Consider the following 15,806-nt stretch of genomic DNA (forward strand, 5'->3'; position numbering starts at 1 on the left):
GATGTTAATTTTTGTTTCGCTGAAATCGATGTCATGACACCAAGCAAGACAGATTATTGATGATTATATAAATCTATCAAAGTTATTTTAATTTTTACTTAGGTTGTTATTGATTCAAGTCAAAATAAGTCACTAACTAGCGCTATTTGGTTATTAAAACAAGTTAGCAAAATCATTTTTACTTGCAAACTCAACGATAATACTAGCAGTAAAAAAACTCGACACTCTGAGCCGAAATCGCGTTAATAAAAATGTAATTTTTCACACTGCGATAATTTGATATTGATCAAATATACTCGTCATAAAACAGCTTTATGATCGCGCCGTAAATTAACCAACCCAATTCAAATAGGATAATTATGCGACCGCTAAAAAATCTATTGCTGCTTTTGATTACATTTTCGACAGTTGCAATAAATGCCTCGAGTTTAAAAAACAATCAAATCGAGAATTCAACAATATCATCAACGCTAATCAATTATGAGGGGAAAAGTTATCAGGTAATTGATGATATGTGGGTCCCCGATGGGCCGCAGGCCTATAATTTTGATATGAATAAAGATAAGTGGAAGGATGGTAAGGTTTATTATGAGTTCGCCGAAGATGTCACTGCTGAAAACCGCGAGCGTTTTATTGATGCTTATCGAGTTTGGGAGTCTGTTGCTGAGTTAGAATTTATTGAGCGAACCGTCCAAGAGAATTACATTTATGTTCAAAACGATAATCGTAATTATGCAATCGTTGGCATGGTTGGTGGTAAGCAAATACTATCAATGGTTAGTTGGCATTCTAAATACATTATTGTTCATGAGATTGGTCATAGTTTAGGAATGTGGCATGAACATATGCGAAGCGATCGTGATGAGTATGTCACTATTCTAGAAGATAATATTAATCCAAATCAGCGTTACAATTTCACCAAGCGCCAAACACTTAACTATAGTAGCTACGACTTTTTATCAATTATGCATTATGGACTTGGTGCTTATAGTACTAATGGTTCTCGAACTATCGAGCCACATCCGCAGTACTTTCCAATTGCCGAGTTCGCTGGTCAAAGAAATTTTATTAGCGGTGGTGATCAAATCGCTATGGCGAGACGTTATGGCGCTAAAAAACTTAGCTTTTCAGACCAAAATTTTGAGTCATATCTATTAAATAACTTTGATGTAAATGGGGACGGGGCGATTGACTCGATAGAGGCTGCTTCGGTTACAAATATTACTACGCCGGGTAATGGCACAATAACATCTATTGAGGGAATTCAACATTTTCGATATTTAAATTACCTCAATGTGTCCAACGAAAATTTAGAAAGCTTACCTGAATTACCCTCTCGACTAGATACTTTAATTGCCAAAAATAATTACTTCACTATTGCCGACTTCAATTGGCACACACCGCCGTTGATAAGCTACATCGACGTATCAGAAAACTGGTTAGACATCTATCAATGTGAGAATTTAATCGACTTAAAGAATGCGTTAGGAGATGGGCATTTAGTTTACTCCCCCGCCGCGGATGGAAGCATTATAATTTGTGACGAAACCACACAAAACCAATTACTCAATGGTCGAGTAAAAGAGGATTTGAGAAGCAAAGGAGTGAAAACGTTTTACATCGATGTACCTGCTAATCAAACGCAGTTGATAATACAGACAATTCGTTATCAAGGATTAGGTGGTGGCTTGATGGATCTCTATGTCGCATTTGATCAAATACCCAATGAAACTAGCTTTGATTATGCCTCGGAAAATTCCGGAAATACTGAGTTTGTGGAAATTTCGAATCCAAGTGAAGGACGTTGGTATATTACTTTAGTACCTAATGATCGTTCGTTTGAAAATGTCTCTCTAACAGCAACTTATACTGAACAATCGATAGACTCCGGAAAACTCCAAAATGGTATTGCTAAATCGCAATTATCGGCCAATGAAAATGAAGTGCTGAATTACTATATTGACATACCACAAAATGCTCAAGCATTAAGCTTTCAAATTCAGGGCGGAGTCGGAGATGCCGATCTTTACGTTAAAGCGGGTAGTGAGCCCACCTTAACTAGTTTTGACTGTCGACCCTATAAAAATGGTAATCAAGAATCTTGCTCCTTTAATGAACCAGAAACAACGCGATATTACGTCGCTATTATTGGCTATAAAGATTTTAGTGGGCTGAGTTTAGTCGCTAATTATCAGGTCAATGAGCCGCCTCAAGGCGGATTTGCCTCAGTGGATAATCTACAGGGGATCGCGCAATCTTGGCAGTACTTCAATATTTCTATTCCGGCGGATATGTCCCTGTTGACGATTAATATTTCCGGTGGTTCAGGCGATGCCGACCTTTATGTAGACACTGAGACTCAGCCAAGCTTATACCAATATTCTTGTCGACCCTATAAAAATGGGAATGCGGAAACGTGTTCCTTTGAGAATCCTAGAATGGGTAATTGGTACATCGGAATTCGCGGTTACACTGATTACAATGGAGTCACACTGAGTGTTGAATGGCAATGATACACTTGATTGACTTGCGACCTTCGAGTCAATATTTATAATTATTTGTCGGCAGTCTCTCATCATTTGGTGTTATTAGATACTTAGCTATCGTATAACAAAACTAAGAATTGCGGCTGCTGACAAATGCCTTAATTGTGAAGTTTAAATCCTTCATCTCATTATTTAAAGAGACTAGACGGTTACTTTATATCTTTCTTCTAAATACTTATCGAAAGCAGCTTTAGGTAATGGTTTAGATAAATGATATCCTTGTCCATAATCACACTCGATTGATTTTAAGAGTGATTTTTGTTGTTCGGTTTCTATTCCTTCCGCAACGACGTCCAAGCCAAGCCGATGGGCCATAATGATTATGGCTTCGCAGAGCACCTTATCATCCGAATCTTCAGCGATTTGGTTGACGAAAGACTTATCAATTTTTAAATAATCAATATCAAACTTCTTGAGATAAGCGAGGGATGAGTAGCCAGTTCCAAAGTCATCCAGTGCGACCTGAAATCCCTGATCTCGTAATTCAATGAGGTGTTCAGAGATGTTTTCTTGGCCTTCCATCAACATACTCTCAGTGATCTCAATGCCTATCGCCCCTGGTGAAATATTGAGGTCTTGAAGGCGCTGATACCAATATTTTGTTTTCTTACTTTGAAACTGTAACGGAGACGTATTGACATTAACTTGAAAGTCATCGTGAAACTTATCTCGCCAAATTTGTGCTTGTTTGGCAGCTTGGGTAAATATCCAGTCACCCAAATCAATGATCATTCGAGTTTCTTCAAGTAGGGGAATAAAAGAAATCGGACTAACCAATCCATTCTCTGGATGATTCCATCGAATGAGTGCTTCCGCCTTGTAAACTTCGCCGGTGCGCAGATCTTCAATGGGTTGATAGTAAATCTCGAATTGCTCGTCTTGTAAGGCGATACGAAGGTCGCGGATTAAGTTTGCTCTTTCTTGAGCATTATGTTGCATTGATGAGGTGAAGTAGTGAAACTTGTTGCGACCATCAGCTTTTGCTGCATACATTGCTTGGTCGGCATTTCTCAGCAATCCTCCAATGTCATTTGAGTCATCAGGGCAGATGGTTATTCCAATACTCGCAGATATAAAAGATTCTTCCTTCAGTTCAAAAGGTCTCTGTAATTTATCCAGTATCTTATTCGCAACCTTTTCAACATTGCTTAAATCATTAATGCTTTTTAATATAACGACAAATTCGTCGCCACCAAGTCTCGCGATAGTATCGGTTTTTCTTAAACAGGAGGACACACGTTTTGCGGCTTCTACGAGTAAGTTGTCGCCTTGTTCATGACCCTGAGTATCATTAATGTCTTTAAATTCATCGAGATCAATCAATAGCAACGCAAATTTTTCATTCGTTCTTTTAGCGCGATTAATTTCTTGTTCCAAGCGATCATTAAACAATCTTCTATTGGGAAGCTCAGTGAGGAAATCGTAGTTTGCCTGTTTCCATATTTGTTGTTCCCTATCGGCCAGCTGTTTATTCAGTTTACGCAAATGATACTGACGATAAAAAACAAAGATTAGAATTGTTGCCGTAACTATGAAGAATTGAATAATCCTTTGGTAGTCCTCGGTAATTTCATAACGAACGGTCAACCATGAGTTATCAATTCGCTGTTTGGTTTCTTTGGGAATTGCAGCGATCGTTTTATTTAAGATAGGAATGAGGGGATTTAAGTCCTTTCTAACGCCAAGCCCCAATTTTATTATCGACAGTTCATCAAATTGTCCATTAATTTTTAAGTTAGTAAATTGTCCCTCTTGGATAGCAAACCCGGCTAGGTTAAGGCCACTAAAATAACCAAACAACTCACCTGAACTAACCATTTGCAAACCTTTCATTCTCGAGTCAACCTCGACTAGCTCGATATTAGGATAGCGGTTTTTTAATAAGTCTACGTAAGCGTAGCCTTTTAGCACGCCGAGCTTTTCGCTGACTAATTGCGAAAGTCTTGAAACAAAAAACTTTTCCTGAGTGGTCACTAAAACAAAAGGAATTTCAACATAAGTATCTGTGAAATTGAGATAGGTACTGCGCTGAGGGGTAAAAGCGATTAGGCCGATGATATCGCAATTGTTTTGTTGGATGCTCGCGAGGGATTCCTCCCAGCTTTCGGTCTCGACTAATGAGATATCGATGGCCAGTTCGCGCGCGAATAAATTGATATATTCTGCACCGATACCAATATGCTTGCCATTAACAATGTCGTCCAGAGGCATTGCGTCTGGAGATGTGCAGAGTCTCAAATTATCAAATGTTGCTAAATAGCTTCGTTCACTCGCCGTAATCGTCAGGGCGGAGGTGTCAGGGCTTTCAGACGCATTGAGAGTTAAGCAACATAAACAGGTTATTAACCCAACTACAATTCTATGCATAGTCAATAAATATCGAAAAAGCTCTTGAATAGTTTAGTCTATAAATTTGAATATGTTTGAAAGTTCGTTAGGTGTAGCAAGACTGTCTAATAGTTTGGTCTGCTAATTTGTTCGCAAGAGGTCACACTGAGATATCAAATTATTGTTATTGAACCGTCAATAGTGAGAAGAATTGGATAAAATTGACAGCGCTGTCATTTTTGTTGTGTAATATGGCCTGTCGGTTGTTAATCAAGCGGTTAACGGAATCATCAGTCGCCCCAAAAAACGTGGGCGTCGTTTGGAATGATAAAGGCTTTAGGGGTGAGAAAATCTATATGTCGAGTAAAGGTTATCAATATTTATCATTAGCAGGGATCGATATTGCGCAGCAGTCAGAGACTGAATTGCGTTCACTGGTTAGCTCTATTTTAGATAGGAGAATCCACGGAATTTCTTTTAGTCCTTACATTGCAGGACAGGCTCCCGGTACTGAGATCAGCGCTGCGCAAATAGAGACCCGACTCGATATCATCGCCGATAAAGTCAGCTGGATCCGCTCTTTTTCCTGCACAGAAGGGAATGAGTTGATCCCGCAAATAGCTAAATCAAGAGGTTTAAAAACGTTAGTTGGCGCATGGCTAGATGATGATTTAAACAACAATGAAAAAGAAATTGCTAACTTAATTAAAGTCGCAAAAGATGGCTATGTGGATATCGTGGCTGTCGGTAATGAGGTGCTATTGAGGGAAGATTTAAGCGAATCGCAGTTAATCGATTACCTTGAGCGGGTAAAAGCGGCGCTTCCAGAGCTAGAAGTTGGGTATGTCGACGCCTATTACGAATTTGAAGTTCATCCCAAGATTGCGCAAGCCTGTGACGTGATTCTTGCCAATTGCTACCCGTTTTGGGAAGGCTGCGCGTTAGATTATTCGATTTTGTATATGAAAGACATGTATCGCCGGGCCATCAAAGCTGGCGGAGGCAAAAAAGTCATCATTACTGAAACCGGCTGGCCCAATCAAGGCCCTTCTGAGTTGGCTGCAGAGCCATCATTGGTCAATGCAATGAAGTATTTTGTGGGTACTTACCAATGGGCTGATGAAGAGGAAATTGAGGTGTTTTATTTCTCATCGTTCGATGAAGCGTGGAAAGTCGATAAGGAAGGTGGAGTTGGTGCTCATTGGGGATTATGGGACCATCTGGGTAATCCTAAATTTGAATAAGTAAAAGTGTTTTTAAGCGCCCACAACCAAGCGGGCAATCGGATTATTTTCAACATTGACAGCGTTGTCATTGTTGGTGTGTAATGGGCTAGCTTGATGGCGCATGCAACCAAATCTAACTAATCGTGGGGCAAAGGCAATGAGAGAAGGTTTTGTCATGAAAAAAATAAACTCGAGTTTTCAATCATTCTTAACGGTTTTGACTTTGCTATTGGTTTGCAGTAACTCGAGAGCGGCAGAGGCTCAAGCAACCAAATTGACCTTGATGTCAGGCGATGCAGTATCGCCTTACATGCTTATGGTCGGTGACAAGGGAAATTGGAATCTCGCTGTCCAAGGTAATCAGTTTCAGTCGCAAAATGGTGTAGTAGCCGTTGCCAGCGACCCAGAAACACAAATTAAGACTTTCGACTTTAAAGGGAAAGGTGAGGGGCAAGCTTATTTGCAAACGAATCAACCTTATGACTTGTCAAGTTTTGGGGAGCAGAATGCGGCTTTGGTTTTATTAATGAAAGTGAATAAGAAACCGAGCAAGGCAGTGCTACTAAGGATGGCTTGTGGATATCCTTGCCAAGGAGAAGTTGATATCAGCAAGCTCCTTAAAAAGATCCCTGAAGACACCTGGGGAAAACTATCTTTTTCAATGAGCTGTTTTACTGAACGAGGATTGAATATCAAAAATGTGATGAGTCCTATGGCATTATCAACTTCGGGTAAATTCTCAATCACAATCGCCGAAGCTTCACTGGTAGCGGGTATTGGAGATAAGGCGACTTTCAAGTGTTAAGCGCTGTCGGTTTTTTATTATCTCGTTGTAACTGAAATTCAACTGAGCAATCCAATGCCCTGTTTCGAGGCGATACACTTAATCAGTTAACTTGTTAACGCTAAAATCATGAAAATTCTTTTTAAAATATTGTTTATAGGAACCTTAATGACAGCAAATGCAGTAATCGCTGATCCTGTTTTTCAACAAAGTCCTTCGGCCTTAATGGAAGGTGAGTACATGGCAATCGCCTATTCTGGATTTAGAGAAGGACAGCATCCAGATCGTGGAGAAGGCGCCAATAATCCGACGCCAGCACAAATACTGGAAGACTTGAAAATTTTAGTGAAACATAATTTTAATCTGATCAGAATGTATGACTCGGGTGAAAACACTGAGACAACATTAGCATTGATCAAAAAGCATAATTTACCGATAAAGGTTTTGCTTGGAATGTGGCTGAAAGCAGAGATCAGTAATCATGAGGGATGTCCTTGGCTCCACGAACCGATCCCACAAGCTGAGCTCGATTTAAATAAACTGGCTAATCAAGCCGAAGTTCAGCGTGGCATTAAGTTAGCCAACCAATACAAAGAGACTGTTGTTGCGATTAATGTTGGAAATGAAGCGTTGGTTGAGTGGAACGACCACATGGTGACATTAGATGCGATGATTCGCTATGTTCGTGAAGTAAAAGCAATGACTTCGCACCCGGTGAGTACAGCGGACAATTATGATTGGTGGCGTAAACACGGTGCACCTTTAGCTAAGGAAGTCGATTTTTTGGGTGTCCATAGTTATCCGGTATGGGAAAACAAACCAATAGAATCCGGTTTATCTTACACAGTTGATAATCTTTTAAGCGTCCAGCAAGCGCTTCCCAACAAACCCATTGTAGTTCTCGAAGCCGGGTGGGCTACAACGGCGACTGAATTCCCAGAGCAAGCAAACACTCAAAATCAAGTTCGTTATTATCAAGATATGATGGCATTAGCTAAGCAGTCGAATACGACCATTTTCTTTTTTGAAGCGTTTGATGAACCTTGGAAGGGTGATGAAAACAATCCGAACGGGGCAGAAAAACACTGGGGGTTGTTTTATGTTGATCGAAAGCCCAAACCTGTGATGGAATAGCAGTACCTATTCTTCGTTTTCAATAGCGTTTAATGAGCCAATCTATCTTGTTGGAGGGTGGCTGCTTATGTGGTTATATTCGTTACCGAGCCACCGCACTCCCCTTCGCTACCGAATATTGTCACTGTCGAATGTGTCAAAAAACTTCTGGTGCACCTGCGACAACCTGGATGGACTTTAAAGTCGATCAGCTTAAGTGGCTGTCACAAAGACCTACCGAATTTGAATCGTCAAAGTTTGTCAGGCGAGGATTTTGTCCTCAATGCGGTTCATCAATAAGCTTTCGAGATGTACGTCACGCTGATTACTTAACCGTAACGATTAATTCTCTAGATTCTCCTCAGTTAATTGAACCAACTCGCCATATTTATACTGAAGATCAAATGAGTTGGCTGACAATTAGTGATGGGCACCCAAGGTTTAAAAAAGGCCCTCATCAAAACGAGGAATGAAGGTTGCAAAAATTACTTTTAGGCTTTGAGTAGACGGTTGAGTAAAGTTCTCAATGACAAAGGCTTAATAGGTTTGTGCAAAATGTAGAGACCATTTTCTTGAGTTTCTTGTTTGACACTATCAGTTTGATCGGCGGTAATAATCACGGCTGGGATCTCTCGTTTAGCGTTAGCTCTTAGGTGTTTTATTACTTCGACACCAGTTGAGTTTTCGAGGTGATAGTCTGCAAGAATAAGGGCGATATTATCGACGGTAAAGTCAGGATCTGAATCGAAGTTACCATCAGTACTCGTTTTGATATTGGTATATCCCCAGTTAGATAAAAGTGATTCCATCCCCTCGATTATCGTTTGTTCGTTATCAATACAAATAATGAGCCGATTACTATTTGATTCTGTGCTTGTTGTTTGCGGAAGCAATACGGTTTGAGGTAACTCACAGACTTCAAGGCTGTCGGCTATAGGTACACTAATCGAAAAGTTTGCACCTTGATTGAGCGAAGATTTTAACGTAAGCGGAAGTTTTAATATATTAAGAATCCGGGTCACAATTGCCAGTCCCAAACCATGCCCTTCTACAACTTGTTTGTCTGAGTCAACTTGTACAAACTCTTTGAATATTTCATCTTGTTGATCTTTTGCAATTCCTTTACCTGTATCGATGACATGAATATTTAGGCGTGGACCATTGCGCCGTACGCCGAATAAAATCGCTCGAGATTGTGAATGATTGATCGCATTACTCAATAGATTTTGTAATACACGTCTAAGCATAGTTCGATCGGTTTTTATAAATTTACTGCAGTAGACAGTTTTTAGTTTGATCGCCTTATCATTTGCAAGTACAGAAAACTCCTGCGAAAGTTGCTGCATCAGCTCATTCACCGAAAAAGTTGTCACAGAGGGCGCGATATTGCCAGAATCGAGTTTTGAAATATCAATCAAATCTTTGAGTAGTTGTTCGGCAGAGTGTAATGCTTGTTGAATTTTTAAGGTGAGTTGCTTATTTGATTCATCAGCGACCTTTTCAAACAGAGTTGCGCTAAAAAGACTCGCTGCGTTGAGCGGTTGAAGAACGTCGTGACTGGCAGCCGCTAAAAAGCGAGTTTTACTTTGGTTGGCTGACTCAGCCATAGACTTTGCCTCAAGCAACCTTTTATTAAGCGCTTCAAGCTCCTCTGTTCTCAGGCTCACTCGTTCTTCAAGTTCTAGATTAATTTTTTCAAGCTCTCTTTGTTGCTCTCTAAATTGTGTGATATCAATAAATGAAGTAACGAATCCGCCGCCGGGAATGGGGTTTCCGCGCATCTCGAGGACAATCCCGTCTGCTAACTGTCTTTCATAGACATGAGGACTGCCTTTACGCATAAAGTCTAACCGTTTTGTAATCGCGTTATTAATGTCAGAAAATTTAACTTTGCCTTGCTCGGCATTAAACCGGATTAAATCTTCAATAGGCCGACCTACTCTTAACAGTCCCTCCGGATAATTAAAGAGTTTTCTATATTGACTATTCCAGGCGACAAGCTTTTGTTCTTTATCAACAACACTAATTCCATGACTAACATTTTCAATGGCTGATTGAAGCAGTTCACGATTAAATAGCAAAACATCCGCTGCTTCATCAATCATATTAGCCACATCCTCAAATGAAACCGGCTTATTACTTTCAAGTGATTCAAAAACAAGTCTGGTTGAAGTTGCACCGATAATTGCCTGCAAAAGCTACTCGGTATATGCGGACAGCTGTTGAATATCCGCTTTTCTGATATCAGTAAGATTATATCGATGTCTGAACTTCTCGAATGCTTTAAACGCTGGCTCTTTCCCCATAAATCTCTCTGCCAGCAAAATGAGATCATCGATATTAAGGTTGGCATCTTGCGCTGATAGCGATTGACGATTTTCCGGGTTAGTTGAGAAAAACTGACTCGTATGCATCCGTTGTTTAATAGTCGCAGAGCCTCGCATCGAAAACAAAACCAAGAATCCTAGATTAACGGTTAAGCTCCAAATAACGCCATGGGTCAAAGTGTCGAAACCGTATAACCAAAATAATTCGGTGGGTCGCAGAAAACTTAAATGGAATAAACCTTTTTCGAGTAGCGAACTTCCAATTAGTCCAGCCGAAGCAAGGGCTGGAATTAACAATGTGAAACACCAAACGGTGAAACCACCAATAATTCCTGCTAGTACTGAGGTCGGCGTGCATCTTTTCCAATAAGCCGTTGCAATGAGTGCGGGAGCAAGTTGCGCCACAAGTGCCATGGAGAGAAGTCCTGTTGCAGACAACTGTTCCGTAATGGCGATTGAGCGATAGTAAAAATACGCGAGCATTAAAATCACGACTATCAAGAGTCGACGAACCCATAAAAGGCGTTTCCCGAGATCGTTTTTGTCGCTCAATTTAACTGAAAAATATTTCACGATAAACGGCACAATAATCTCGTTACCAATCATCGTACTCGAAACTATAGCGGCGACAATAATCATACTAGTGGCGGCGGATATTCCGCCAATGAAGACAAAGCCTGCAACTAACGCGTTGTTTTCAGAGAGCGGAAGCAATAGAGAGTAGTTTTCTGCGGCAATGTCTTGCTCTCCAAAGTAAATTTTTCCGGCCAGAAAAATCGGTAAAATAAAAAAATTAATGAGCAACAAATAGCTAGGAAAGATCCAGCGGCTTTTGATCAATTCTTTGGGTGAACGATTTTCAACTACTAAAACATGGAACTGTCTGGGTAAACACAATATTGCAAAAACGCCAAGTAACGCTTGAGTAAGATAAATAAATGCGGGTTGTCGTTGTTGAAGTAATTCTTGTGTTGCTGGTACTGATTGAGCTTGAGCAAATAAATCATTCAGGCCATCGAAGATGAAGTAAACCGAAAAAAAGCCAACCACTAAAAAAGCCGTCAGTTTTACTATTGATTCGAATGCTACTGCAAGCATAATTCCATTATTATGTTCTGTTGCATCGATCTTGCGAGTACCAAATAGAATGGTAAAAGCTGCCACAAACAACGCGACATATAGCGCGGTATCTTGCCAAACATTGAGTGATGGTTCGATTGTGGGATTGTGAGTACCAGTGACTACTAGGTAGCTATTGACGATAGACTGAAGTTGCAGCGCAATATACGGAATAACCGCGATAGTACAGATGGTAACAACAATACCGCCGATTAAATGAGAACCGCCAAAGCGACCCGCGATAAAGTCGGCGATAGAGGTGACTTGATTTTGTTTGGCAATGCGAACAATTCGGGTGACGATTGGCCATGCAAAAATAAATAACAAAATGCTGCCGAAGTAAGTGGGCGCAATCACCCAGCCAGTGGACTCGGTTTGGGCAACGGTCCCATACATAGCCCAAGACGTACAGTATATCGCTAAAGATAAGCTAAAAATCCAAGGTCTAGCTTTATTCGTATTTAAATAACGTTCACCAAATTCAGCAATAACGAACAGTAGCAGTAAGTAACCAAGTGTAATCGAAATGATCAACCAGTTTTCTATCAACTGCTACTCCTAGAGAAATCAATTTATTTTTATATGTGTTGATATAAATGACTAAAGCAAAAATAGTCCAATAGCGATTATAACACCCACTAAAGGAACAACAACCGTGAGCGCAGCTAGCGGATTGTAAGCCGCTTGATGAGTTTCTCCGCAAATTGCTCTGATGGTTGTCACCACATAGCCGTTGTGTGGCAAAGAGTCTAGCGCTCCGGAAGAAATTGCGACGATGCGGTGGAGTTCTTCGGGATCGACTCCGGCATCAATGTAGTGAGGCGCAAGAACCGGTAATGCAATGGCTTGCCCACCTGATGCCGATCCCGTTAAGCCTGCGATAACAGAAACCGCAATAGCGGCACTGATTAACTCATTCCCAGGAATGCTTGTCATTAAGGTGACTGCATCAGAGAATGCAGGCGTTACTTTTGCTACTGCGCCAAATCCGACTACGGCGGCAGTATTACCGATCGCAATTAGTGCTCCCGTTGTTCCAAGGTTGATTGCGTTACCGAGGTTGCGAATATAGCGATGATTAATTAGCCAGCAAGTTATTACGCCACCCAGCAAAGCCACGACCAACGCATATTGTCTCAACGATTCGTGGAGAAAAAAACTGGTTAGTAGGACAACGGCGAGCGGAATCAGCGACAAGGCTGGAGAAGGCATAGCACTGGTTCGCTGTTGTGGATCGCCTTCACGTACTTCAAAGCTTTCACCGTTTGCAACTGCCTTATTAATCATTTTACGTAGCCACCAAAAGCCGAAAGTGGCCATAAAAACCGCAACTACTAGCGAAACTTCCCAGCCGGCATAAGGGGTTGTATTTAAGTATTTAATCGGGATCCAATTCTGAATTTCAGGCGATCCTGCAGAAGTCATTGTGAAAGTCACAGAGCCAAACGCAAGGGTTGCCGGAATAAACCTTCTTGGCAGGTTCGCTTGCTTGAATAGACTAATTGCCATAGGGTAAACGCCAAAAGCGACGACGAAAACACTGACGCCGCCGTAGGTTAAAATTGCGCAAGCGGCGACGATCGCCAAAACGGCATGTTTCATGCCGAGTTTGTTTACAACCCATGCCGAAATACTATCTGCACTGCCACTGTCCTCCATTAGTTTGCCAAACAACGAACCTAATAAGAACATCAGAAACCATGCTTGAACAAATCCAGCAAACCCCGACATATAACTATTAACCAGATCTGCTTGTGCCGTTCCTTCACTAACAAACAAAGGTATTTGACTCGTCAACGCGACAATTAAGGCACAAAGCGGGCCGGCAATCATTAAATTCATTCCACGTATGGTGAGAAAAATTAATAAGCTTAAGCCACCAATTAGCCCTAACATGCTCAAGGTCATACAACTGTCCTTATTTTATTTCTGATGGAACAGCATGATGGCGTAAGTTGTCTTAATCTCCCATAGTACTATCGTACAGCATACGACCAATAAGTTTTGTTGTAAGGTAATTTGAAAACCCATATTATCAAACGCGAAATGAGAGGGAGAGGTTGAATGAACGCAACGACTAATAATAGATTTAAAAAGAAAAGTCTTGCACTGTTAATAAGCGTGGCACTTGGTTTAAGCGGGCAACTAGCCGCTGCTGAAGAAGTTAATGCTGAAGATCAAGAGAATGCAGAAGAAGGTGTCCCTACCTTGATTATCACTGCGCGAAAAACTGAAGAGAATATCCAACGAGTTCCAGTCTCTGTTTCCGCTATAACCTCTGAACAAATATTTGAGACTGGCATTGATGATGTAACTGACGTTCAATTCCACACCCCTAATAGTACCTTGCAGGTTAGCCGAGCAACAAACTCAACCTTAACGGCATACATTCGTGGGGTTGGTCAGCAAGACCCCCTATGGGGATTCGAGCCGGGTGTTGGTATCTATATTGATGATGTTTACATTGCTAGACCCCAGGGTGCGGTAATGGATATCCTCGACATTGACCGTTTAGAAGTTTTAAGAGGTCCTCAAGGAACGCTCTATGGTAAAAACACCATTGGTGGTGCAGTGAAATATGTCACTAGAGAAATGTCTGGTGATGGCGAATTTTCGATTGATGCCACGATCGGTTCGTTTAATCAGCGTGATGCGAAAATCGCGGCACAAATTCCGATTGTGGAAGATCAATTTTATTTTGGTTTAGCTTATGCTTCGTTGCAGCGTGATGGATTTGGTAATTTCATTAATACCGGCGATGAAAATTACAACAAAGATTTAACCGCAATGAGAGCTTCATTTGAATATAGGCCGAGCGATAGTTTATTTTTTCGCTTGGCCCATGACAATACGCAAGATGACAGCAATGCCCGGGGTGGTTATCGATTAACGCCGAGCTTGGTTACTGCTCAGCAGCCTTACGCAGATATCTATGACTCTGACACAAGTTTACCGGTATTTAATGACGTTGAAACCGGTGGTACTTCATTTACGATAGATTATGAAATTAACGATCAAACAAGTATTAAATACGTTTGGGCGGAAAGAGAGGGTGACACATACACCAACATCGATTTTGATGCCACCGCGGTTAATACTTTTGATGTGCCAGCAGTTTACGATGATGAGCAAACCACCCATGAAATTCAGGTGAATTACAGTGCCGAAAATTGGCGTGCGGTTTTTGGTTATTATGATTATCAAGGAGAAGCATGCGGAGCGTTTGATGTCATACTTGGGCTTGCCGGGATTACCTTAGAAAATGGTGGTTGTGTTGATACCGAAAGTAGCTCGTTTTATGGCCAAGCAAACATTGAATTAGCTGATAAATGGTCGATGACTATTGGCGGTCGTTACACAAAAGATGAAAAAACAGCCGATGTCTACCGCTTTGTCTTTTTGGGTTCAGTTTTTCCAGAAGATAATGAGACGCCGATTGCTGTTCAGTCGGACTTTAATGGGAGCGAAGACTGGAGTGAATTTACGCCACGTATTGGCTTTGAATATCAAGCTGAAGACGACTTAATGTACTATTTTTCGTATGCGGAAGGATTTAAATCCGGTGGCTTTGATATGCGAGCGAACGAATCAGTAAATCCTTTGGCTAACGAGCCCTTCGATCCGGAGTTGGTCAGCACTTATGAATTTGGTTTTAAAAGCGATTGGTTCGACAATAATTTTAGACTTAACGGCGCGCTTTTTTACACCGATTACGAAGATATGCAAGTAACCGTTCAGCGAGCGGTGGGTCAAAATGATTTCGCCACACAAGTTGTCAATGCGGGCGAGTCTGAAATTAAAGGTATGGAATTAGAAGGACTTGCATACATCAACGATAATTTTAACTTAAATTTCGCCATCGGTTATATCGATGCAGAGTTTGTAAGAGTAGACTTCTTTGATCCTAACCTAGGACAAACGGTCGATGTCTCGGACCAATGGGTGATTTCAAATACGCCAGAATTGAGTGCCAATGTTGGAGCAAATTATACGATTGAGTCTTCGATGGGTGATTTTAGTATTAATGCCAATTGGGCCTATCGTTCGAAAACGAATATTTTTGAGATTCCTTCGACTCTCGATATGGGAAGCTACAGTTTGTTCAATATTGGTGTCAATTGGTACCATCCAGAAGGCCAATGGAAAGCCGGACTTCATGTCAAAAATGCCTTTGATGAGGAATATCGTGTCGCTGGCTATAACTTCCCTGCGGTGTTTGACAATCAAGGAAATTTAGTAGCCCCGGGCCTAGGCGGTGAAGATACCGTGACAGGTTTTTATGGCGACCCACAAACAATCGCACTCACTATCGGATACGAGTTATAAAGAGATACCTCGATAGGATAAAGTTGTTAGCTGCTAG

General features: G+C 41.1%; 10 protein-coding genes. 6 read left to right on the forward strand and 4 right to left on the reverse strand.

Going from position 1 to position 15,806, the window contains the following annotated elements; translation table 11 throughout:
* Positions 1–359: 359 nt before the first annotated feature.
* Complete coding sequence (locus FLL45_RS12245; RefSeq protein WP_142942346.1) at positions 360–2,513, forward strand: pre-peptidase C-terminal domain-containing protein; 2,154 nt, start codon at positions 360–362, stop codon at positions 2,511–2,513.
* Between the two features lie 174 nt (positions 2,514–2,687).
* Here the strand turns inward: FLL45_RS12245 and FLL45_RS12250 are convergent, their stop codons facing one another.
* Complete coding sequence (locus FLL45_RS12250) at positions 2,688–4,913, reverse strand: EAL domain-containing protein (protein ID WP_142942347.1); 2,226 nt, start codon at positions 4,911–4,913, stop codon at positions 2,688–2,690.
* 317 nt (positions 4,914–5,230) lie between these two features.
* On the opposite strand from FLL45_RS12250, the gene FLL45_RS12255 reads away from it, so the two are divergent.
* The 4 genes from FLL45_RS12255 (at position 5,231) to FLL45_RS12270 (ending at position 8,470) form a co-directional block, all read left to right on the forward strand.
* The gene (locus FLL45_RS12255) at positions 5,231–6,118 is read left to right on the forward strand and encodes a glycoside hydrolase family 17 protein (protein ID WP_142942348.1); all 888 of its coding nucleotides are present in this window, start codon (positions 5,231–5,233) and stop codon (positions 6,116–6,118) included.
* Between the two features lie 157 nt (positions 6,119–6,275).
* On the forward strand, positions 6,276–6,905 hold the full coding sequence (locus FLL45_RS12260; RefSeq protein WP_142942349.1) for a putative glycoside hydrolase: 630 nt from the start codon (positions 6,276–6,278) through the stop codon (positions 6,903–6,905).
* A gap of 147 nt (positions 6,906–7,052) precedes the next feature.
* Positions 7,053–8,018: a glycosyl hydrolase family 17 protein gene (locus FLL45_RS12265; protein ID WP_185964437.1), complete on the forward strand. Its 966-nt coding sequence runs from the start codon at positions 7,053–7,055 to the stop codon at positions 8,016–8,018.
* Between the two features lie 32 nt (positions 8,019–8,050).
* A complete protein-coding gene (locus tag FLL45_RS12270) occupies positions 8,051–8,470 on the forward strand; it encodes a GFA family protein (protein ID WP_142942351.1) in 420 nt (139 codons plus the stop codon).
* 18 nt (positions 8,471–8,488) lie between these two features.
* Here the strand turns inward: FLL45_RS12270 and FLL45_RS12275 are convergent, their stop codons facing one another.
* From FLL45_RS12275 to FLL45_RS12285, 3 genes are read right to left on the reverse strand one after another with little or no spacing between them, the layout of a single operon-like run.
* Positions 8,489–10,192, reverse strand: a complete 1,704-nt coding sequence (locus FLL45_RS12275; protein WP_142942352.1) for a hybrid sensor histidine kinase/response regulator — start codon at positions 10,190–10,192, stop codon at positions 8,489–8,491.
* 3 nt (positions 10,193–10,195) lie between these two features.
* Positions 10,196–11,992 (reverse strand): sodium:solute symporter family protein, encoded by a 1,797-nt coding sequence (locus tag FLL45_RS12280; protein ID WP_142942353.1) that lies wholly within the window; start codon positions 11,990–11,992, stop codon positions 10,196–10,198.
* Between the two features lie 51 nt (positions 11,993–12,043).
* The gene (locus FLL45_RS12285) at positions 12,044–13,351 is read right to left on the reverse strand and encodes a GntP family permease (RefSeq protein ID WP_210247185.1); all 1,308 of its coding nucleotides are present in this window, start codon (positions 13,349–13,351) and stop codon (positions 12,044–12,046) included.
* Between the two features lie 156 nt (positions 13,352–13,507).
* On the opposite strand from FLL45_RS12285, the gene FLL45_RS12290 reads away from it, so the two are divergent.
* Complete coding sequence (locus tag FLL45_RS12290) at positions 13,508–15,769, forward strand: TonB-dependent receptor (protein WP_142942354.1); 2,262 nt, start codon at positions 13,508–13,510, stop codon at positions 15,767–15,769.
* The last annotated feature ends 37 nt before the right edge of the window (positions 15,770–15,806 follow it).

It is taken from the genome of Aliikangiella marina, from assembly GCF_007004765.1.
Classification (GTDB): domain Bacteria; phylum Pseudomonadota; class Gammaproteobacteria; order Enterobacterales; family Kangiellaceae; genus Aliikangiella; species Aliikangiella marina.

Coding starts and splice junctions, on each gene's coding strand:
- FLL45_RS12245 (WP_142942346.1), top strand. CDS start 360: ATGCGACCGCTAAAAAATCTATTGCTGCTTTTGATTACATTTTCGACA.
- FLL45_RS12250 (WP_142942347.1), bottom strand. CDS start 4,913: ATGCATAGAATTGTAGTTGGGTTAATAACCTGTTTATGTTGCTTAACT.
- FLL45_RS12255 (WP_142942348.1), top strand. CDS start 5,231: ATGTCGAGTAAAGGTTATCAATATTTATCATTAGCAGGGATCGATATT.
- FLL45_RS12260 (WP_142942349.1), top strand. CDS start 6,276: ATGAAAAAAATAAACTCGAGTTTTCAATCATTCTTAACGGTTTTGACT.
- FLL45_RS12265 (WP_185964437.1), top strand. CDS start 7,053: ATGACAGCAAATGCAGTAATCGCTGATCCTGTTTTTCAACAAAGTCCT.
- FLL45_RS12270 (WP_142942351.1), top strand. CDS start 8,051: ATGAGCCAATCTATCTTGTTGGAGGGTGGCTGCTTATGTGGTTATATT.
- FLL45_RS12285 (WP_210247185.1), bottom strand. CDS start 13,351: ATGACCTTGAGCATGTTAGGGCTAATTGGTGGCTTAAGCTTATTAATT.
- FLL45_RS12290 (WP_142942354.1), top strand. CDS start 13,508: ATGAACGCAACGACTAATAATAGATTTAAAAAGAAAAGTCTTGCACTG.